The organism is Streptomyces sp. SID14515, from assembly GCF_010548505.1.
In the GTDB taxonomy this organism is placed as follows: domain Bacteria; phylum Actinomycetota; class Actinomycetes; order Streptomycetales; family Streptomycetaceae; genus Streptomyces; species Streptomyces caviscabies.
This window is the reverse complement of sequence record NZ_JAAGMH010000053.1, coordinates 12,794-31,935: the sequence shown is the minus strand read 5'-3', so window position 1 is coordinate 31,935 and position 19,142 is coordinate 12,794. Positions and strand designations below refer to the sequence as shown.

General features: G+C 69.3%; 15 protein-coding genes and 2 pseudogenes. 8 read left to right on the top strand and 9 right to left on the bottom strand.

Annotated features, from left to right (window positions below; translation table 11 throughout):
- Nucleotides 1–230: 230 nt before the first annotated feature.
- Entirely contained in the window at nucleotides 231–1,469 is a 1,239-nt protein-coding gene (locus G3I54_RS09945; RefSeq protein ID WP_164613187.1) for an MFS transporter, read from the bottom strand.
- Entirely contained in the window at nucleotides 1,466–2,446 is a 981-nt protein-coding gene (locus tag G3I54_RS09940) for an EamA family transporter (protein WP_164613185.1), read from the bottom strand. The genes G3I54_RS09945 and G3I54_RS09940 overlap by 4 nt, the downstream gene beginning before the upstream one ends.
- A gap of 208 nt (nucleotides 2,447–2,654) precedes the next feature.
- On the opposite strand from G3I54_RS09940, the gene G3I54_RS09935 reads away from it, so the two are divergent.
- Nucleotides 2,655–3,530, top strand: a complete 876-nt coding sequence (locus G3I54_RS09935) for a LysR family transcriptional regulator (RefSeq protein WP_164613183.1) — start codon at nucleotides 2,655–2,657, stop codon at nucleotides 3,528–3,530.
- A 148-nt stretch (nucleotides 3,531–3,678) separates the two neighbouring features.
- Nucleotides 3,679–4,378: pseudogene (locus G3I54_RS09930) on the top strand (2-phosphosulfolactate phosphatase).
- Between the two features lie 40 nt (nucleotides 4,379–4,418).
- Here G3I54_RS09930 and G3I54_RS09925 read toward each other — a convergent pair.
- Nucleotides 4,419–4,856 carry an arsenate reductase ArsC gene (locus G3I54_RS09925; protein WP_164613181.1) on the bottom strand — a complete coding sequence of 146 codons (438 nt, stop codon included), beginning with the start codon at nucleotides 4,854–4,856 and terminating at the stop codon, nucleotides 4,419–4,421.
- 95 nt (nucleotides 4,857–4,951) lie between these two features.
- Here G3I54_RS09925 and G3I54_RS09920 point away from each other — a divergent pair, with 95 nt between their 5' ends.
- Both G3I54_RS09920 and arsB read left to right on the top strand, forming a co-directional pair.
- A complete protein-coding gene (locus tag G3I54_RS09920) occupies nucleotides 4,952–5,260 on the top strand; it encodes a metalloregulator ArsR/SmtB family transcription factor (RefSeq protein ID WP_164613179.1) in 309 nt (102 codons plus the stop codon).
- The gene (gene arsB / locus G3I54_RS09915; protein ID WP_164613177.1) at nucleotides 5,257–6,369 is read left to right on the top strand and encodes an ACR3 family arsenite efflux transporter; all 1,113 of its coding nucleotides are present in this window, start codon (nucleotides 5,257–5,259) and stop codon (nucleotides 6,367–6,369) included. Before G3I54_RS09920 ends, arsB begins: the two co-directional genes overlap by 4 nt.
- 36 nt (nucleotides 6,370–6,405) lie before the next feature.
- On the opposite strand, the gene G3I54_RS09910 is transcribed toward arsB, so the two are convergent.
- Nucleotides 6,406–6,780 (bottom strand): metalloregulator ArsR/SmtB family transcription factor, encoded by a 375-nt coding sequence (locus G3I54_RS09910; protein WP_164613175.1) that lies wholly within the window; start codon nucleotides 6,778–6,780, stop codon nucleotides 6,406–6,408.
- 142 nt (nucleotides 6,781–6,922) lie between these two features.
- On the opposite strand from G3I54_RS09910, the gene G3I54_RS09905 reads away from it, so the two are divergent.
- Nucleotides 6,923–8,275, top strand: a complete 1,353-nt coding sequence (locus G3I54_RS09905; RefSeq protein WP_164613173.1) for an NAD(P)-binding domain-containing protein — start codon at nucleotides 6,923–6,925, stop codon at nucleotides 8,273–8,275.
- Nucleotides 8,276–8,354: 79 nt separating this feature from the next.
- Here the strand turns inward: G3I54_RS09905 and G3I54_RS09900 are convergent.
- Nucleotides 8,355–8,630, bottom strand: a pseudogene (locus G3I54_RS09900) (alpha/beta hydrolase fold domain-containing protein); the annotation flags it as partial.
- A 207-nt stretch (nucleotides 8,631–8,837) separates the two neighbouring features.
- On the opposite strand from G3I54_RS09900, the gene G3I54_RS09895 reads away from it, so the two are divergent.
- Nucleotides 8,838–9,740 (top strand): AraC family transcriptional regulator, encoded by a 903-nt coding sequence (locus G3I54_RS09895; RefSeq protein WP_164613171.1) that lies wholly within the window; start codon nucleotides 8,838–8,840, stop codon nucleotides 9,738–9,740.
- Nucleotides 9,741–9,896: 156 nt separating this feature from the next.
- Nucleotides 9,897–10,646 (top strand): SDR family oxidoreductase, encoded by a 750-nt coding sequence (locus tag G3I54_RS09890; RefSeq protein ID WP_164613168.1) that lies wholly within the window; start codon nucleotides 9,897–9,899, stop codon nucleotides 10,644–10,646.
- Between the two features lie 51 nt (nucleotides 10,647–10,697).
- On the opposite strand, the gene G3I54_RS09885 is transcribed toward G3I54_RS09890, so the two are convergent.
- Together G3I54_RS09885 and G3I54_RS09880 are read right to left on the bottom strand one after the other, a co-directional pair.
- Entirely contained in the window at nucleotides 10,698–11,567 is an 870-nt protein-coding gene (locus G3I54_RS09885) for an SDR family NAD(P)-dependent oxidoreductase (protein ID WP_164613166.1), read from the bottom strand.
- 154 nt (nucleotides 11,568–11,721) lie between these two features.
- Complete coding sequence (locus G3I54_RS09880; protein ID WP_164613164.1) at nucleotides 11,722–12,294, bottom strand: helix-turn-helix domain-containing protein; 573 nt, start codon at nucleotides 12,292–12,294, stop codon at nucleotides 11,722–11,724.
- Between the two features lie 1,140 nt (nucleotides 12,295–13,434).
- Here G3I54_RS09880 and G3I54_RS09875 point away from each other — a divergent pair.
- On the top strand, nucleotides 13,435–13,857 hold the full coding sequence (locus G3I54_RS09875) for a hypothetical protein (protein WP_164613162.1): 423 nt from the start codon (nucleotides 13,435–13,437) through the stop codon (nucleotides 13,855–13,857).
- A 252-nt stretch (nucleotides 13,858–14,109) separates the two neighbouring features.
- Here G3I54_RS09875 and G3I54_RS09870 read toward each other — a convergent pair whose 3' ends face one another.
- Nucleotides 14,110–18,450: a trypsin-like peptidase domain-containing protein gene (locus tag G3I54_RS09870; RefSeq protein ID WP_164613160.1), complete on the bottom strand. Its 4,341-nt coding sequence runs from the start codon at nucleotides 18,448–18,450 to the stop codon at nucleotides 14,110–14,112.
- A 39-nt stretch (nucleotides 18,451–18,489) separates the two neighbouring features.
- Nucleotides 18,490–18,864 carry a CU044_2847 family protein gene (locus G3I54_RS09865; protein ID WP_164613158.1) on the bottom strand — a complete coding sequence of 125 codons (375 nt, stop codon included), beginning with the start codon at nucleotides 18,862–18,864 and terminating at the stop codon, nucleotides 18,490–18,492.
- Nucleotides 18,865–19,142: the final 278 nt, after the last annotated feature.

Below are 19,142 nucleotides of genomic sequence, written 5' to 3'. Positions count from 1 at the left end.
TTGTTCCTCTCGCGGACCACGCCGGAGGTCCCCTGTGGCCGACGTCGTATCCGACATGACATCCCCCTAGTCCGCCCGTGGCCAGTTTGGACCGGACCAATGCGCTGATCAAGGGAGGGCCGCCTCACGCCCGGCCGCCGGGGCCGGGCCATCAGGGACCGGGGGCCATCAGCGGCCGGGGCATCGGGTCACAGGGCCGTCAGGACACAGTCATCAGGACACGCGCACGGTCAGGTCGCCCGCGTCGCCGTGCCGCGACCGGTGGCGGCGCCGAGGATCACGGCGAGCGCGACCAGGACGATGCCGAACCGGACGACGCTCGTGACGCCCGCGTGGTCCGCGAACAGGCCGCCGACGAGGGCGCCCAGGGCGATGCAGGTGTTGTAGGCCATGGTGTTGAGCGACATCGTCGCTTCGAAGGCCTCGGGCGCCGCCGCGAGCGTCAGGTTGATCTGACTGAGCTGGACGACGCCGAAGGCGAGGCCCCACAGCGCCATCGCGGTGATGACGCCGACGTCGTTCGCGCCCACGGTCAACAACATGAGCAGAGCGGCGATCATGATCAGACCACCCACGACGAAGCTGCCCCGCATGCTCCGTTCGACCGTCCGGCCGCCGATGAAGTTGCCGACCGCGCCCCCGATGCCGAACACGATGAGGACGACGGTGATGAACCCGCCGGTGGCGGCCGCGCCTTCCTCCAGGTACGGCCGGACGAACGTGTACGCGCCGAAGTGGCCGAGGACGAAGAACACGACCATGAACAGCACCACGCGCAGCGGTACGTTCCTGAGCGGCAGACCGAAGACCTCGCGGACCGGGACCGCGTTCGCCGACGGCAGCGATGGAACCGTGACGGCGACCGCGAGGAACACCACAGCGCTGAGCCCGGACCAGATCAGGAACGTACTGCGCCAGTCGCCGGCGCTCTCCAGCAGGGTGCCGAGCGGGATGCCGACGACGGTGGCGACCGAGATGCCGGACATCACGACGGCGGCGGCGCGATTGGCGTGCCGCTCCGGGACGATGCGCATGGCCATGCTGACGCCGATGGCCCAGAAGACGCCGCTGGCGAAGCCCATGACCAGCCGGGTGCCCAGGATCAGTGGGTAGTTCGGGGCGATCGAGGTGATCAGGTTCCCGACCGCCAGGACGACGAGCAGGGCGGTCAGCAGGCGGCGCCGGTCCACGCGGCGGCTCCACGCCACTATGAACGGCACACCGAGACCGGCCGCGACACCCTGCGCCGTGACCATGAGACCGACCGCGCCCACGGAGACGTCGAGGCTCTCGCCGATCGGGGTGAGCAGGCCGATCGGCATCAGTTCGGTCGTGAGGAAGACGAACAGGCTGGCGGTGATGGCAGCCACGCCGAGCCAGCCCCGGACCGGCGATGTCTGCTTCCCCGTCGTGGCCGGAGGATCAGTCTTGTCCTGCGCCGTCCGAACGGCCCTGTCGTCAGTGGTCATGTCATCTCTCCGGAAGTGGTCGAGCGTGGTCGGGAGCGGTCTGGAGGGGCGAGCGGGGTGGGAGGCGCGGCAGGGGCGGGAGGCGCTGAAGCGGTTGGCGAGGTCTCTCCGGTTCGCGGTCCGGGTGCGCGCTGGCCGAGCACGACCGCCCCGAGGATGACGGCCATGCCGACGAGCTGGAGGGCGGACAGCGTCTCGCCCTTGACGAGGTAGCCCAGCAGTGTCGCCACGACCGGACTGCCCAGCCCGAGGAAGGAGACCGCGACGGCGGGCAGGCGTTCGATGCCCCGGAACCAGACGATGTAGCTCAGGACCGCGCCCAGGGTGATGAGATGGGCGAACCCGAGGATGTTGGATCCGGTGAAGCCGTCGGGCAGCTCCTCCAGCGACAGCCAGAACGGCAGCAGGACCAGTCCGCCGGCCGTGAGTTGCCATCCGGTGAAGGTGAGCAGACCGACGTCCGGCGGCCGGCCCCACCGCTTGGTCAGCGTGATGCCCAGGGCCATGCACAGCGCACCGCCGACCGCGGCGAGGACTCCGAAGGCGTCGAGCGACGCCGTGCCTCTGAAGACGAGCAACGCCACTCCCCCGGCGCCCATGGCGCAGGCCAGGGCGTGGTGGGCTCTGATCCGGTCGCCGAGGAGGAGAGCGGCGAGGATCACGACGAACATGGGCTGGGCCGACATGATCATGGCGGCGATGCCGCCCGGCAGCCGGTAGGCCGCGAAGAAGAGCAGGAAGTTGAAGGCGCCGATGTTCAGGACGCCCAGTACCGGCGCGCGCCACCACCAGCTGCCGGCCGGCAGCTTCCGGCCGAGGGCCAGCAGCACCAGACCGCCGGGCAGGGCCCGCAGGGTCGTCGCCAGGAGCGGGCGGTCCGGCGGCAGCAGCTCGGTGGTCACCAGGTAGGTGCTGCCCCAGACCGCCGGAGCGAGCCCGGTCAGGGCCGCCATGCGTATGTTCGGTCCACTCGTCATCTCGTCTTCATCTCGCCTCGAACTCCCGGGGGGATCACGGAGACTCCCGCTTTCGGGCACGCCGGAGAGGCCCCGGTCGCGTGACCGACCCGCGTGGTCGGCCCGCGGAGGCTCCTGCCGTGTGCGGTAGCCATCAGTCTCGATCCGGGGGTATCCATGAGTCCAACACATGCTTGTCACGCGATGGATCTCGATTCACGATGGATCCATGGAGCTTCAGCAGATGCGGTACGTGGTCGCCGTGGCCGAGACGAACAACTTCACGCGAGCCGCCCAGCGCTGCCTGGTGGTCCAGTCCGCGCTCAGCCACCAGATCGCGCGCCTGGAGAAGGAACTGGGCGCCCGGCTCTTCGAACGCACCAGCCGCCGGGTCCGGTTGACCCCGGCGGGCGAGGCGTTCCTGCCTGCCGCCCGCCAGTGTCTGGACGCGGCGGAGCGGGCCGCCGCCGAAGTGGCGGCGGCCGTCGGAGAGGTACGCGGACGTCTCACCGTGGGCCTGATCCCCACAGTCGCCGCGGTGGACATTCCCACCGTCCTCAAGGACTTCCACCAGCGCCACCCGAAGGCCCGGGTCAGCCTCAGCGTGGGAGCCAGCGACGAGCTGGTCGAGCAGGTCAGACAGGGCGAGATCGAGGTGGCGTTTCTCGGCGTCCCGGTCACGGCCCGCCCTCGGGGCGTCATGGCCCGGGAGCTGGCCAGGGAGCGGCTGATCGCCGTGGTCTCCCCGGCCCACCCGCTCGCCGGCGCGTACTCGGTCGATCTCCGCCGGCTGTCCTCCGAGGTGTTCGTGGACCTCCCGGCGAAGACCGCCGGCCGGGCGCAGTCCGATCTCGCCTTCGCCGCCGCCGGCCTCACCCGCGAGGTGGCCTTCGAGGTGACCAACGCCGACTACCTGGCCCGGCTGGTCGGCGCGGGCCTGGGCGTGGCCCTGCTTCCGCCCTCGTACGTCGCGAGCCTGGCCGGGGTGACCACGATCGAGGTCACGGACGCACCGGCGCGCGTCGAGTACGTGGTGTGGGGCCGGGAGAGCCGTACTCCGGCGGCCACGGCCTTCCTGGAGCTGTTGGGCATCGAGGAGGGGTGAGCGGTGAGGCGGTTACGTCGGTGAGGCGGTTACGTCGGTGGGCCGGGCCGTCACGCACGAGGGCCGAAGATGTTCACGGTCCGGGACCGCGATGTGAAGCGCCTCACCGACCGGGCGCCGCGGGCCGAACGTACGCGATCATGACCGGATGGACGCTCACTTCCTCGGCATCGCCGAACTGACCGAAGCCCCTTCCGTGGCGGTCGTGGTCGACGTCATGCGCGCCTACGGTGGCCGCCCAGGCGTTCGGACAGGGGGCCGAGAAGATCGTCCTCGCCGAGTCGCTGGACGACGCCCTGGCGCTCAAAGCACGCCACCCGGAGTGGGTGACCCTCAAGGACGGCCCGCCGGCGCCCGGCTTCGACGCCGTCAACTCACCGGCCCTGCTGCGGTCGGTGGACCTCGGCGGGCGGACCGTCGTGCAGAAGACCACGGCGGGAACGGTCGGCGCCCTCGCGGTCAAGGAGGCGTCGCTGGTGCTGTGCGCCGGCTTCGTGGTGGCGGAGGCGACGGCCCGGCTGCTGCGGCAACGGGCGTGCGACGCCGTGACGTTCGTGGTCACCGGCGAGGAGGGGCGCGCCGAGGAAGACCTGGCGTGCGCTCAGTACATCGCGCGGAGGTCCACCGGGGCCGGACCGGATGCGGCCCCGTTCCTGCGCCGCGCGGCCGGGTCCCGCGCCGCCGCCGAACTGGCGGAGGGCGTACGGCAAGGAGCCCACCCCGACGACGTCGCGCTCTGCCTCGAACTCGACCGGTTCCCATTCGCCATGGTCGCGACCGCGGAGGACTCGCTGATGGTCCTCCGTCCGTACGCCGTGCCCGCACTGACCGACGCGGCTTCGGCCTGAGGGACCGCCCCGGCCGTCGTGACGGCGTCGCGTGGTGCGTTCAGGCCTTGTCCTCCGGCACGATCTCGGCGATCAGGTCCTCGACCAGGGTCTTGATCTCGTCGCGGATCGGGCGGACGGCGGCCACGCCCCGGCCTGCGGGGTCCGCCAACTGCCAGTCGAGGTAGCGCTTGCCGGGGAAGACGGGGCAGGTGTCGCCGCAGCCCATCGTGATGCAGACATCGGACTCGCGGACGTCGTCGACGGTGAGGATCTTGGGCGTCGCGGCGGAGATGTCGATGCCGACCTCGGCCATCGCCTCGACGGCGGCCGGGTTGACGGCGTCGCCGGGGTTCGAGCCCGCGGAGCGGACCTCGACGCGGTCCCCGGCCAGGTGGGTCAGCCAAGCGGCGGCCATCTGGGAACGGCCGGCGTTGTGGACGCACACGAAGAGGACGGACGGCTTACCGGCGGACGGCTCGCCGGAGGACTCGGCCATGGTGATCGTTCTCTCCTGTTGCGGCGGAGCGCGGCTCCGCCGATGATTTCGGTCCACGCTGACATCAGCGAGCGCTGACGTGAGAGTATCAGCGCATGCTGACTTCAGTCGATCCTGATGTGATCCGTGCGCTGGCCGATCCACTCCGCCTCCGGATCGTGACCCTGCTGGCCCGCGAGACGCTCTGCACGACGCATCTGGTCGAGGAGACCGGGGCCAAGCAGACCAATCTGTCCAACCACCTGAAGGTGTTGCGCGAGGCGGGGCTGGTGGAGACCGAGCCGTGCGGCCGATTCACCTACTACAAGCTCAGGCCCAAGGTTCTGGCCGGTCTGTCCGAGCAGCTCGCCGACCTGGCGGAGTCCGCCCGTACCACCGGCGGGAACAAGAGGGCCTGCCCGTGACGTCCACCGAACCCGCCACGGCCTTCGCCCGGGGCGTCGGCCCGGACGGAGGCGGCTCGATCGTCGGGAAGCTCTCCACGCTCGACCGCTATCTCCCGGTGTGGATCCTCCTCGCCATGGCCGTCGGCCTGGGGCTGGGACGTCTCGTTCCCGGGATGAACGACGCGCTCGCGAAGATCGAGATCGGCGGGATCTCACTGCCGATCGCGCTCGGCCTGCTGGTCATGATGTATCCGGTGCTGGCCAAGGTCCGCTACGACCGTCTCGACCGCGTGACCGGCGACCGCAAGCTGCTGGTCTCCTCACTGGTCGTCAACTGGATCGTCGGCCCGGCGGTGATGTTCGCCCTGGCCTGGCTCTTCCTGCCGGACCTGCCCGAATACCGCACCGGCCTGATCATCGTCGGCCTGGCGCGCTGCATCGCCATGGTCATCACCTGGAACGACCTCGCCCGCGGCGACCGCGAAGCCGCGGCCGTCCTCGTCGCGCTGAACTCGGTGTTCCAGGTGTTCGCGTTTGGCCTGCTGGGCTGGTTCTACCTCGACCTGCTGCCGCGCCTGCTCGAACTCGGCGACGGCCAGGGCCTGGACGTGTCCGTGTGGCACATCGCGCTGAACGTCGTCATCTTCCTCGGCGTGCCGCTGCTCGCCGGGTTCCTCACCCGCCGCATCGGCGAGCGGAAGGTGGGCCGCGAGCGCTACGAGACCGACTTCCTGCCGAGGATCGGCCCCTGGGCGCTGTACGGGCTGCTCTTCACGATCGTCGTCCTGTTCGCCCTCCAGGGGAAGACGATCACGTCGCAACCGCTCGACGTCGTACGGATCGCGCTGCCGCTTCTCGTCTACTTCGCGATCATGTTCTTCGGAGCGTTCCTCCTCGGCAAGAGCCTCGGCCTCGCGTACGACCGCACCACCACCCTCGCGTTCACCGCCGCCGGCAACAACTTCGAACTGGCCATCGCCGTCGCCGTCGCGACGTTCGGCGTCACCTCCGGACAGGCGCTGTCCGGCGTCGTCGGCCCGCTGATCGAGGTGCCCGTGCTGATCGGGCTCGTGTACGTCGCGCTCGCCTGGCGCAAGAGGTTCACCGCCGAGGCGTCACCGACGTAACCCGACGGGCCGTCAAGGCCGCGGCGCCCGGGGGCGTCAGCGCACGGCGGGCAGGGCCAGCAGCTTCCCCATCGCGGCGAGCACCGACGGTTCGGCCCGGTAGTAGACCCAGGTGCCACGCCGCTCGGAGGTCAGCAGACCCGCCTCTTTGAGCTTCTTCAGATGGTGGGACACGGTGGGCTGCGAGACACCGACGTCGGAGATGTCACACACGCACGCCTCACCGCCCTCGTGCGAGGCCACGGCGGAGAAAAGCCGCAGACGCACCGGATCACCGAGCGCCTTGAACATCGGGGCGGCCGTCCGCGCCTCCTCGGCGGTCATCGGGCGCTCGGTCAGAGGCGGGCAGCACGGCGCTGCACCCTGGCCGTCGGCGGGGTCGATCAGCGGCAGCAGCTTCGCATTCGACATGTATCTATGTTGACATACGTCGAACCAGCGCGAGAAGGCCCACTGATTCGACATTCATCTATGTTGACGCATATCGATGCAGGTGCCATGCTCGGCGACACAGGACATCGACAGATGTCGAATCAACGAGGGAGTCGCCGCCGTGAACGCACCCGCCACCACCGCTGACCTGCCCGTCGTCGTGATCGGGGCCGGACCCGTCGGCCTGGCCGCCGCCGCCCACCTGGTCGACCGGGGCATCGAGCCCCTGGTCCTGGAGGCGGGGGCCAGCGCCGGCGCAGCGGTACGCGGCTGGGCGCATGTGCGGCTGTTCTCCACCTGGGGCGAGATCGTCGACCGCGCCGCCGAGAAGCTGCTGGCCCCCACCGGCTGGACCCACCCCGACCCGGCCACGTACCCCTCCGGCGGCGACTGGGCCGGGCGGTACCTGCAGCCGCTCGCCCATGCCCTGGGTAACCGGGTACGCCTCGACTCCCGGGTCACCGGCGTCTCGCGCACCGGCCGCGACCGGATCGTGGACGCCGACCGGGACCGGCAGCCGTTCGTCGTACGGATCGCCCGCGCCGACGGCAGCGAGGAGCAGGTCCTCGCCCGCGCTGTCATCGACGCCTCCGGTACGTGGACCACCCCGAGCCCGGCCGGCGCCTCCGGCCTGCCCGCCCTCGGCGAGAACGCGGCCGCCGACCGGATCGGCTACCGCGTCCCCGACCTCAGGGATCTCGCCGTCCGGGCCCGTTACGCGGGGCGCCGCACCGCCGTCATCGGCTCCGGGGCCTCCGCCTTCACCGCACTCGTCCACCTGGCCGACCTCGCCAGGTCCGGCGGCAACGGCGCGGGAACGAAGGCGGTCTGGGTGGTGCGCCGGGGCATCTCCGGCTCCACCTTCGGCGGCGGGAGCGCCGACCAGCTGCCGGCCCGTGGTGCTCTCGGGCTCGCGGCGAAGGCCGCCGTCGACGAGGGGCACGCGGACGCGGTCACCGGCTTCCGCACCGAGGCGATCGAGCGCGACACCGACGGCCGCCTCGTACTGGTCGGCGAGGACGGGCGTCGCCTGGACCCGGTCGACGAAGTCATCGTGCTGACCGGCCTCCGCCCCGACCTGGGCTTCCTCGACGAGCTCCGCCTCCGCCTCGACGAGCGGCTGCAGGCCCCGACCGAACTGGCGCCGCTGATCGACCCCAACCAGCACTCCTGCGGCTCCGTCCACCCCCACGGCCATCGCGAGCTCTCCCATCCGGAGAAGGGCGTCTACCTCGTCGGCATGAAGTCCTACGGCCGCGCCCCGACCTTCCTCGCCATGACCGGCTACGAGCAGGTCCGCTCCGTCGCCGCCGCCCTCGCCGGCGACCTCGAAGCCGCCGACCGCGTCGAACTCGCCCTCCCCGAAACCGGAGTCTGCGGCGGAGCCGGGCTCTTCGACACCCCGGAGCCCTCGGCCGCGGCTCTGGCCGTGACCGACGTCAGCGCACCGGCGGGCGGCTGCTGCGGCTCGTAGCCGGGCCTTCCGGCGACCGCCCGACGTCGTGGGAGCCAGGTCGAACCGCCTAGGGAACAAGGTCCGTTCGAGCCGGCTGCGCGGACCCGCTGATGTTGCGGTGGTCGAGCATCGGACAGAACAGCATCTGCGCGGCGATGGCCAGAGTGCCGAGGTCGCGAGCCAGCAGGGTGACACCGGCGGCGAGGCCGCCGCCCGCGCTGGCGCCGGCGACGACGATCCGGGCGGGGTCGATGCCCAGTTCCTCGGAGTGCTCGGCGATCCACACCAGCCCCCGGTAGCAGTCGTCGACGAGGGTCGTGCCGGTGGCCTCGGGCGCCAGCCGGTAGTCCACGGAGACCACGACCGCGCCGAACAACCTGCCGATGGGCGAGCAGCTCACGTAGTTCAGGATCCAGGGCGGGGCGTGCTCGGTTCATGGTCATCGCCTTTCACGAATCCGGAGTGCGGTGATTCCATACAACCCTGCTGACCTGCTGAAACGTTAGAGCGATCCTCGCCGCTGCTTGCACAATCCTCGCCCGTACGGGAACCCGGGTCCGCATGGTGCTGCAATGGACGCATGTGCCTCGACGAACTCCGTACCCTGCTGGCCCGGCATGCCCGCCCCGACTGGACCACCGCCATCGACGGCGTACTCATCTCGAAGGTCGACCGTCCGGATCCGCCGGCGCCCTCGACGTCCGGCACGGTGCTCGCGGTGATCGCCCAGGGCGCCAAACGCCTCGCGCTGGGCGACCGGGTCTACGAGTACGGCGCCGGGCAGTACCTCGTCGCGTCCGTGGACCTGCCCGTCACCGGTCAGTTCACCCGGGCCGAGCCCGAGCAGCCGGCCCTGGGCTTCGGTCTCACGCTGGAACCGTCCGCCGTCGCCGAACTGCTGCTGCGGGCCGGCCCCGGCGACATCCCCCGCACCGGTGCCGCGCCGTCGGGCATCGCCGTCAGCGACGCCCCGGCCGCGCTGCTCGACGCCGTGGTCCGGCTGCTGCGGCTGCTCGACGAACCCCGCGACCGCGCCATACTGGCCCCGCTGGTCAAGCGCGAGATCCTGTGGCGCGTGATCACCGGAGAGCAGGGCGCGACGGTACGTCAGCTCGGGCTCGCCGACAGCGGCCTGAGCCATGTCTCGCGGGCCGTGCGCTGGATCCGCGAGCACTACGCCGAACCGTTCCGGGTGGAGGACGTGGCCCGCAGGTCCGGCATGAGCGTCTCCGCGTTCTACCGCAACTTCCAGGCGGTGACCGCGATGAGCCCCATCCAGTTCCAGAAACAGATCCGGCTCCAGGAGGCCCGGCTGCTGCTCACCACCGACCCGGGCGATGTCACGGGGGTCGGTCACCGCGTCGGCTACGACAACCCGTCGCAGTTCAGCCGCGAGTACCGCCGCCAGTTCGGTCTGCCGCCGAGCCGGGACGCGGCCCGTCTGCGGGGCGCCGCACCCGGCCCGGCGGTCGCTCTCCCCTGACGAGATCTGCGCCCTGGAGAGGATCGTGCAAGCGAGGGCGAGGATAGTTCTACCGTATGCCCAGGTCACAGCGTTTGAATGGAATCAATCGTTCTTCTGCGGAGCAGGAAAGTGTCTGCACCGCGTGGATCCCGTCATCTCGCTGAGGAGCTCGGCATGAAGACCGTTCTGATCACTGGCGCATCGTCCGGATACGGGCGCGAGACCGCTCTCCACTTCCACGCACAGGGCTGGAACGTCATCGCCACGATGCGCACACCGCGTGCGGGGATCCTGCCCGAGTCGGACCGGCTCCGCATCATCGCGCTCGACGTCACCGACCCCGAGTCCATCACCGCCGCGTTCGAGGCCGCGGGGCCCATCGACGTCCTGGTCAACAACGCGGGCATCCCCTCGATCAGCGTCTTCGAGGGGATGCCCATGGAGCGGGTGCGCGAAGTCTTCGAGACCAACACGTTCGGCGTGATGGCCACGACCCAGGCGGTGCTGCCCCAGTTCCGCGAGCGCGGCTCCGGCGTGGTGGTCAACGTGACCTCCAGTGTGGTCCTGGGCCATATGCCGCTCTCGGCCGTCTACAAGGCGAGCAAGATGGCCGTCGAGGGATTCACCGCTTCCCTCGCGCTGGAGCTCGCGCCCTTCGGCGTACAGGCCAGGACGGTGCAGCCGGGCGCGTGCCTGACGACCGGCTTCGCCGCGAACGCGACGAACGGCGCCTCGCCGGACGAGCTGGTCCCGGCCCCCTACGCACCCTGGGCGAAGGAGGCCATGGGCGGCTTCACCGGCCAGGACCTGTTCACCGAGGAGAGCGACGTCGCCGAGACGGTGTGGCGGGCCGTGCACGACACGACCGGCCGGCTGCGGTTCCCGGCCGGCCCCGACGCGGTCCGGCTCGCCGAGGCGAAGTGACCGGCAAGGCCCCGCCGGTTCCACGACCCGCCCGGCGAGTCGCCGACCGCCCTACAGAGGCGCCAGCTGTCGACTGAGCTTGAGTACGTTCTCGATGGCCCGGGGGTCGGCGGCACCGCGGAAGAGCGGGACGGGCCGGGCCTCGGGTCCGATGAGCAGGCCGGTCCGCCCGTCGAGCGAGACATCGGTGGCGGCGAAGACGGACGGCCGGGCGGCCACCGAGGCGGGGCCCGCGGTGGACCGTTCGAAGGTACGGCGGACCAGCGGCCACAGCAGGCGCAGCGGCGGGGAGACGATCGTCGGTGAGGTCATGGTGCCGTCGGTCATGCCCGTGGCGGCCCCACCGGGGTCGGCCGCGAAGACGCTCACCCCGGTGCCGCGGAGACGTTCGGCGAGGTGCACGGTGTAGGCCAGGTTGGCGAGTTTGGCCCGGCCGTACCAGTGGAAACCGTAATAGCCGCCCGGCGGTTCCACCGCGTCGAAGGTGCGCTTCGCGGCCTTGATCGCGGCGGACGAGACATTGACGATCCGGCTCGGCGCAGCCGCGTGGAGCCGGTCGAGCAGCAGCTCGGTCAGCAGGTACGGCGAGAGGTGGTTCACGGCGAACGACCCCTCGATGCCGTCGACGGTCTGCTGCCGTCGGGTGAACATCGCGCCGACGTTGTTGACCAGCAGCGCCAGCGGCCCTTCGGCTGCCAGGTGCGTGGCCAGCGCCCTGACCTGTTCGAGCGAGGCCAGGTCGGCGGCCACGAACCGCGGTTCGCCTCCGCTGGAGACCGCCGCGATCTCCTCCACGGCGCTCGCGCCCCGCCCGGGGTCACGACCGACCACCGTGACCGCGAAGCCGCGCCGTGCCAGCCCCTTCGCGGTCTCCAGGCCGATGCCTCCGGTACCTGCCGTCACTACCGCCCGCCGACTCATAGCCACCCCTTCGCCGCCGCGTCACCCGCAAACGGATGAGTATCCGTTTCGGTGAGGGCACGCTAGCACATGCGGATAGCTATCCGTTTAATGCGTGGGCGACAGGCTCCCCGACAAGCGGGCGAAGGTGCGAGGCCTCAGGCGTACCGCCCCGTCAGCGCGGCGGGCGGAGCCCTTCGAGAAGTACGTCCAGGTAGAGGTCCCTGACACCGCTGCCCCCGGAGCGCACGGCGTGTCCGACCCCGCACAGCAGGCGGCGCACATCCTCGGCGCCGACAGAACTTCGTACCGCACCGGACAGACGGGCGCCGTCCAGCAGGCCCGTGACCGTCCGGTCGAGTTCGGACTTCATGTGCGACGTCTGTACGTCGATGTCGCCCGCGGACTCCAGGACGGCCGCGAAGTCCGGGTCGTCCAGCATCCGGTCAAGGGCGAAGCGCAGCAGTCGGCGCAGGCCCGTGAACGGGTCCTCCTCGGCGGCCGCCGCCCGCGCCTCCTCGACCAGTTCGCGAAAGCGGTCCGCCGAAAGCGCCTCCACCAGCGCGTGCCGATTGGGGAAGTGCCGGTAGACCGTCCCGACGCCCACCCCGGCGAGCCGGGCGACGGCGTTCAGCTGCAGCGTGTTGTCCCCGGCAGCCAACTGCCCGCGGGCAACCTGGAGAATCCGGGCGCGATTGCGTGCCGCATCGGCCCTCAGCTCCTTCTCCTGCCCTGCTCGCGGTGTCACCACCACAGCATAGGCAGGCGGGCCCGGGGCCGAGACTCCGGACGAGTGCCGGCGTACAGCTCGTGCCTCCCGGGCGACGCCGATGCCCACGCCGGTGTCGACCACGGCAGCGGCTCACAGGGGGCATCGTGATGACGGGGCAGCGAGCCCGGTGAAAAGGCCGTGCACCACGGAACCGATCCTCATCCCGGTGTATCCGCCTCGCCCCCGTCGGCCCACCACGATGCCCAGTGCCCACTCGCCCGCTTCGGCCAGGCCTTCGACCGGGGAGCCGATCCGCACCTCGTGGCGCAGCTCCACATCGGGGTACCTCTCCTGCCATCCCGCGACCGTCGACGCCGACCAAGAGGTACGGCGGATCCTGGCCGCCCTCGTCGGTATCGCCCACGACGACCACGGGGCAGCGCGCCTGAGCGGTGACGGGAACGACCACCGAACCGGAGCTCAGAATCTCCTCCGCACGGTGCAGGTGCCGCGTGCCCAACACGGCCAGGCATACCTGGCGGGACAGCAGGGCCAGTTGGCGCCCCGGAGAACCGTCCAGGAGCGAGCCGACGACCACGATCTCGGGCCTTCGTGCTCGCGCCCACGAGATCGCCGCCGTCAGGGTTCGTCGGCCGTCCTGCTCAAGCCTCCGGTGGTGCGGGCTGTCGTCGGCGCGCCGGGGCGAGACTCTCCGCACGGACTGCGGCGGCTCTCATCCAGGCTTCGGCACCTGCCCCTCTTCCGGAAAGGGGCCGCAAAGTGCAATCAAGTGAAGCCGCTGCAGAATGTGGCCTCTCCGGGACTGAGGTACTACGCGGCACTGCGCTACTCGCTGGGTGCGAACAACGACCACGTTGGTGCGCGAGTTACGAGTTCGGCGTGTGCCAGGCAGGCACAGGGCGCAGTGACATCGTGCCGATCCTGTTCCCGGGTGACCATCAGTCAGGCCGATCGCACCAGCGATCAGCAGAGGATGACCCATACCGGTGGAGCTGCTGCCGCAGAACTGCTGTCGACGGCAGAACACAGGCGCAAGACGACAGGGGGGAGCGTCCTCGCGCGGCGGGGCTCGGCAGTATGCGGCAGCATCGAAGGTCGGCGATGTGCGACTGTAGACGCGCACAACCGTCCGAATGACCCGACACGGAGAAACACATGAGTGAACAGCCCGCCCCTGACTTGATGGCGATCTGCGACATATGCATGCAGTTGATCGAAGACGGTGACGGACACGTATGGGCCGACCAGGACGACGCCAACACCGCGTTCTACAACACGGACGACGGGCACAACCCGCTGGAGTTCCTGGGGCTGACCACGAGGGTGGACATCGTCGCCTGGCGCACGACACACACAGCCTGCGCCCTGTCCGACTACGCCTACAAGATCGAGGTCGAGCGGATCCGCACCTGGCCGGCGTTCCTCCACTGGTCCGCACATCTGGCAGCCAAGAAGTGGAACGTCGCCACCGACTGGCAGCTGTTCGTCTTGCGCACGCTGGAACCGAAGCGCGGCGCTGTCAGCGGTCTGCGGCCCATGCGCCCGCGGGCCCTGGACTTCGACGGCATCGGCACATGAGGGTAGGCAACCGGGCCGTCGCATCCTCTGGTGCCATACAGTGGCGCCGCCCCGGAGATCAGCAGCCGAGGGCCACGACGAGATGCCGTCCCCTCGTATGCGACCACCACGTACAACAGCGGTGAACGAGTCAACCACCCCCAGCACGCAATACGCCGAACTCCTCGGCGAGGTGGCCACACCTCAGGAGGCCGCCTCGCTCGTCTTCGATCACCTCCCCGAGCGAATGCGGGCCTCAATAGCACACCCCTCTTACGCCGCCCCCGGACAGATGGGAGCCGGGACGCCGTTGGGTAAACTTTTTCGTTCAGTGGGGGTGAGGTCACGGTCCAAGATTCCGCAAAGGTGCCGTTTCCAGATGGCGGGATCGAGTCGGATCGTGTCCGAGGCGCCGTCCACCAAACGCAGCAGCGTCCTGCCGTCCTGGCTTGAGGCGAGGAATTCCTGCTCCTCCTCGAAGGCGTACAATTCGAATCGGCCAGGGTCCGAGACATTCTGGAATCGCACCGTGTTTCCGTTGGCAAGGAAGAATCGGCGATCCTTCGTGAATCCAGCGGTCCACATTCCACTGTCGTTCAGTGGCCCCATGTGGCCCATGGTCCGTTCGGGCGGCTGTCCGGGCCGCAACGACCACAGCTCCACCATGGAGCCCCGGGTAAGCGCGGCCGCGTGGCGTCCTCCGCCGTCCCGGATGACCGAATGAATGTCCGGGCCCAGTTGTAGGCGAAGCCCTCTGTTCTCCTTTCCGGTTCGCAAATCGATGATGTGCGAAATCGGCTCCCCGCTCACCATGACCTCTACATGCCCTGGTCTGTGATCTGGGCTGATGCTGTAGCCGGAGTCACCGGGCCGTTCATCCGAGTAGTGCGGCGGTGGCTCTTCCTTGGTGAGGCCCAGCTCGCGCGCGTCAATGGCTCGTGAGAGACGATGCCCGCCGCGGGCGTCCCAGTACTCGATCCGGCTGCCGGAGCGGGTGACCAGTCCGTCGCCGTCGCTCGTGAAGACGATATCCATCGGTTCGGGGACCCCGCGTTCATCGATCGGCGGTGGAAATGGCGTGACCTGCGCCAGCTTCTTCAGGGAGGGAAGTTCATGGATCACAATTCTGCCCGAGTCGACCACGTTGGCCGTGAGCGTGCCTTGTGGGTTAACGGCCAGTACCTTCGCCTGGAAAGGCGCACTGGAGTTCCTGTCCACCTCTCGTGAGGGAAGCGGAACCTCGGCAACGACGTTCTCGTCGTCACCAAGGTCGACGACCGCCAACCTGCTCTCCCGGAGCCTGCCGTCGTCGAGTCCGCCGAGACGGGCGACCAAGAGGTCTCCGTCGAGCAGCACGGGGTGGTTGGCAATGAGACTGCTGCCGTCATCGGAGTTGTCCTCATTCCGATTCAGTGACACTCCGGACACCGCGAACGAGGATCGGGTAACCACCATGGGCTGGCCCGGTGCTCCGAGGAGCGGTCCGGACACGTTCTCGACGGGGCCTGTGTAGTAAACGGCTTTCGCGTCTCGCTGATTATCGACGATCACCCACTGCCCGTCGCCCGTGTGAGCCGCGAAGCGCCTCCCTGCCGTGTCGACGCTGATGTTTCCGCAGCGGCCGTCCGTCTGGTCGTAGTGGTTCAGTTCACGGCCGTCGGACACCCGCAGGGATCGGTAACGAGCCCCGTCCCCGGCAAATTCTTCACCCTTATCCCGGCACGCGGTCACTACGCTGCGGTCACCTGAAGCACGCCACGAATCGACATCACCCGCGAGTTCGCGCGTGCGTCCGTTACGCACGTCCACGACCACCACTGTGGAGGCGTCTGACACGGACTTCTGCGTGGTGACCAGAACCGTGTTGGTGTCGGGCCCGAACCGCATGCCTAGCGCGTCGAGTACGTGCCCAGGCATCTGGCGGAAGCGTCCCGTTGTCAGATCCCACACCCGCACCCGCCCGTTGTGAGTCATGGTGGCCAGGCTCTCACCGTCCGCGGAGAAATCCCCCGTGATGATGCGACTCAGTATTCCGGCCGCACGACCGTGGACAGGGTGCGCGGGCCCCAGCAGTCCCTGCCGTCCTGCCACCGGGGCCCGCACCTCACGCCAGAAGACTTGGCCGTCCCACATCACATAGGCGATCCGCTGCCCATCCCTGCTGACAATCGGCTCCTCGGTCAGACCGGGAAGGCGCAGATGCTCCTGCTGCACCCGCCCCCCGGCCGTACGGACGAACAGCGTGGCCCGCCCCATTTTGGTCGTGGTGAGAATGACCCTGCCGTCCTCGCTCGTCGCGAGATCGCTGATCTCCCCCTCGGTTCCGCTCAGCATCCACGAGAGGCTCTTAGTCTGGTCGTAACGACGCAACATCGCGTTGCGTGCTTCCTGTGTCGGCGAGACTTCGTACGCCGACATCGCGACCAGGGCCGCTTGCCCCGGGTCCCGCTGCGCGATCTGGTCCGAGATCTGCGCGAGGGCCCGCGACCGCCCCTCCGCCTCCCGCTCCGCGCTGGTTCGCGACTGTTGCAGGAGGAAAGTTCCGAGCCCGGCGACCAGCACGAGCACCAACACGACAGCGGTCCAGGCGACACGCCTGCGGTTTCGCCGGACATGGTGATGCCGCCGTGCGAGGCCGAGGAATTCTCTCTCATCCGGGGTGAGGTCAGTCTCCCGGCCGTTCAGCCGGTCGTACGGAGACAAAAGGTGCGGCAACCGGGGCAGCAGGTCCGGCGACTGGTTCGCCCTCTGCCATCGGTCCAGGTCGTGCCGGAGGTCAGCCCTGGCGGCCAGGAACTCCCTGTCAGCCTTCACTTGCCGAGCCAGTGTCGGCCAGGCACTGATGAGTGCCTCATGAGCGAGCTCGACGCTCTGCGGTTCTCCATGGCCCCCACGAAGCACGAGCAACCGCCGCTCAGCGAGAGCCTCGGCGATCGCCCACCGCGTCTCGCCGGCTTCTTCCCGCGTGAGGAGGCTGCGCAACGGAGCCTCACTACCGGGCAGCACCCTGATGAGGCCGGTGAGCAGCTGCCGGGCCTCCTCCGTGCGCGTGCCCTTGTCACCTTCCTGGCGGCCACGCTCCTCGACGCACTCCTTCCATGCCTGCTCGGCATGGAGACGCAGCGCACCGGACACCCCACCGGTCGCTTCGTAGGTCGTGGTCCGCAGCCGTCCGCCGGCACGCCTGTCCCACAACTGAGCCAGGACGAAGCCCAGTAGAGGCAGGATCCCCGGCTCCTCGCCCGCGTCGTTGAGGATGCGCCGTTCGAGGCCCGGGTCGTACTCGACGGCCGGAATCTGCCTCAGGGGTTCGCTGATCACTGCCGCGAGTTGGTCCCGCGACATGGGCGTGAGCGGTACCGTCGCGCCTTGCTTCAGTACGGAGCCGAATTGCGGGTGGCTCAGCGCCGCGCCCATGAAGTCGGCTCGCAGCGTCACGAGCACGCGCAACCCGGTCTGCTGCGGTTCGGACAGCAGCAGGTTGGCGGCTTCCTCGGCTGCGAAGGCTCCGGAGCCAGCCAGGAGCGCCTCGGCCTGGTCGAGCACCACAAGAAGGCGGCTGACCGGCGAACCGAGGACACGGTGGACGGTGTCCGCCAGCCCAAGTCTGCCAAGCCACTCCTCCACTTCGTCGGCGTTCCGTGCGCGCGAAGGCCCCTCCTGTTCCGGCCCAAGGGCCTCGAACAGTTCGGTGGCAAGCGCGGCCCGCAGGGAAGAGAAGGACGTGGCGTTCACCCGCAGGACCAGATATCCGTCCTGCCTCAGCACCGGCACAACGCCCGCCAGCGCGAGCGACGACTTGCCGCAGCCCGACGGCCCGTACACCGTGACAATGCGCCGATCGCCCCGCAGAGCGGTGACGACGCGCTGGATATCGCCGTTCCGGCCGAAGAAGACGTCCGCATCGTCCTCCTGGAAGGTGGACAGGCCGCGGAAGGGCCGGTCCGGGCTTATATGTGAGGCGAGTTCGGGCACCTCTTTCAACAAGGCTCTGGTCCGCAACGCGAATGCCTGCTGAGCCTCCCGCCCCGGCTGCGCCGCTACCATCATCCCGACGGCGACACCCAGAGCGTCACTCCAGACGGGGCTTCCGCTGAATCCGCCCTTGATGTATGGCGCCTCCCCACTGGCCCGTGAGAGCTGGATCCAGCCCTGCTCGGTAGGACCGAGGAGCCTGGCCCTTTGCCAGATTCCACCCGGGTTGTCGTCGGTAAAGCCCACGGCACGTGCGTCGTGGTCCCATACACCGTCCGGCGGGTCGGCCATGGGCAGCGGGCGGGTACCGGGGATTCCGGTCCGCAACCTCAGCACGGCGATGTCCCCGGCCTGATCCGGTCTGATCGGTATCCAGCGCCGAACCTCGGCGCGCTGCTCGCCTCCGTCGACGTTTCCGGCCAACGGCACGTCGACGGTGACCTCGGTGCCGGTTTCGACCGCTTCCTCCCGGGGCCGGTCGAGCGCGTCCGACACCACATGGGCGCAGGTCAACACCAGGTCCGGAGCGACGAGAAATCCCGCACCTCCGATCGCACCGTCCGCTCCCTTGACCCGGACGACGGCTGAGACCAGTGCCGACTCCGTTGTCCCGCTCCCCGGATCCTGAACTTCCGCCACCGCGCCCTCCGTTTCACCGTGCCCACACCGCGGACCCGGTCAGCCGACCCGTGATGCGGCTTCGCCGGAGTTTCCCTCGTCGCTCTTGTTCCAGGTCAGGCTCACGGAGAAATTGGCCGCTGTAGCTGTGCTGGCGATGACCACATCCGCCTCGGCCGACAGAGACACCCCGAACTCCAGTGTGATCTCGTCCGGCGCGTTCGCGAGCCCGCTGAATCGCCCCACGAAGCTCTCCGCCACTGGGCGCACCGTGTCCAGCATCTCTCCGAAGGACCGCTCGGCCCTTGCTATGGAGCGGCCTCCTCGCCCCACTCGGACGAGCGTCTCGTCCACCTCTCGGATTTGGACTCGCACGACATCGTCGCTGCCATCGCCCAGAGGGACTTCCACCGTGTGTACGGGGCGGTCGCTCATAACTCTCCTCAACCGCTAGGGAAATGCCGATCGTAGCGAGCAATTCTGCTGAGACGAGGGTGAAATGGCGAGTGGGCGCGCGGCTGGCTCAGCCAGCCACTCCAACCACGGCGCAGCCGTCTCCCCCGGGCGTTGGGTAACACGCAGATGTTCTAGCCGGACCGCGAACTAGTGCTCCGCGAGCGCATGCATCGCCACGGGTGGTCGCGGTCATCCCTCTTGTCGCCATGGAGCTTGGCCGACCCCGTCGGTACCGTCCACGCCGGGAGCGCATCGGC

What these genes read in the sequence shown, in the direction of transcription:
- G3I54_RS09895 (WP_164613171.1), top strand. Translation starts at nt 8,838, where the DNA reads ATGTGCCTCGACGAACTCCGTACCCTGCTGGCCCGGCATGCCCGCCCC.
- G3I54_RS09920 (WP_164613179.1), top strand. Translation starts at nt 4,952, where the DNA reads ATGCTGACTTCAGTCGATCCTGATGTGATCCGTGCGCTGGCCGATCCA.
- G3I54_RS09945 (WP_164613187.1), bottom strand. Translation starts at nt 1,469, where the DNA reads ATGACCACTGACGACAGGGCCGTTCGGACGGCGCAGGACAAGACTGAT.
- G3I54_RS09925 (WP_164613181.1), bottom strand. Translation starts at nt 4,856, where the DNA reads ATGGCCGAGTCCTCCGGCGAGCCGTCCGCCGGTAAGCCGTCCGTCCTC.
- G3I54_RS09890 (WP_164613168.1), top strand. Translation starts at nt 9,897, where the DNA reads ATGAAGACCGTTCTGATCACTGGCGCATCGTCCGGATACGGGCGCGAG.
- G3I54_RS09885 (WP_164613166.1), bottom strand. Translation starts at nt 11,567, where the DNA reads ATGAGTCGGCGGGCGGTAGTGACGGCAGGTACCGGAGGCATCGGCCTG.
- G3I54_RS09865 (WP_164613158.1), bottom strand. Translation starts at nt 18,864, where the DNA reads ATGAGCGACCGCCCCGTACACACGGTGGAAGTCCCTCTGGGCGATGGC.
- G3I54_RS09935 (WP_164613183.1), top strand. Translation starts at nt 2,655, where the DNA reads ATGGAGCTTCAGCAGATGCGGTACGTGGTCGCCGTGGCCGAGACGAAC.
- G3I54_RS09875 (WP_164613162.1), top strand. Translation starts at nt 13,435, where the DNA reads ATGAGTGAACAGCCCGCCCCTGACTTGATGGCGATCTGCGACATATGC.
- G3I54_RS09910 (WP_164613175.1), bottom strand. Translation starts at nt 6,780, where the DNA reads ATGTCGAATGCGAAGCTGCTGCCGCTGATCGACCCCGCCGACGGCCAG.
- G3I54_RS09940 (WP_164613185.1), bottom strand. Translation starts at nt 2,446, where the DNA reads ATGACGAGTGGACCGAACATACGCATGGCGGCCCTGACCGGGCTCGCT.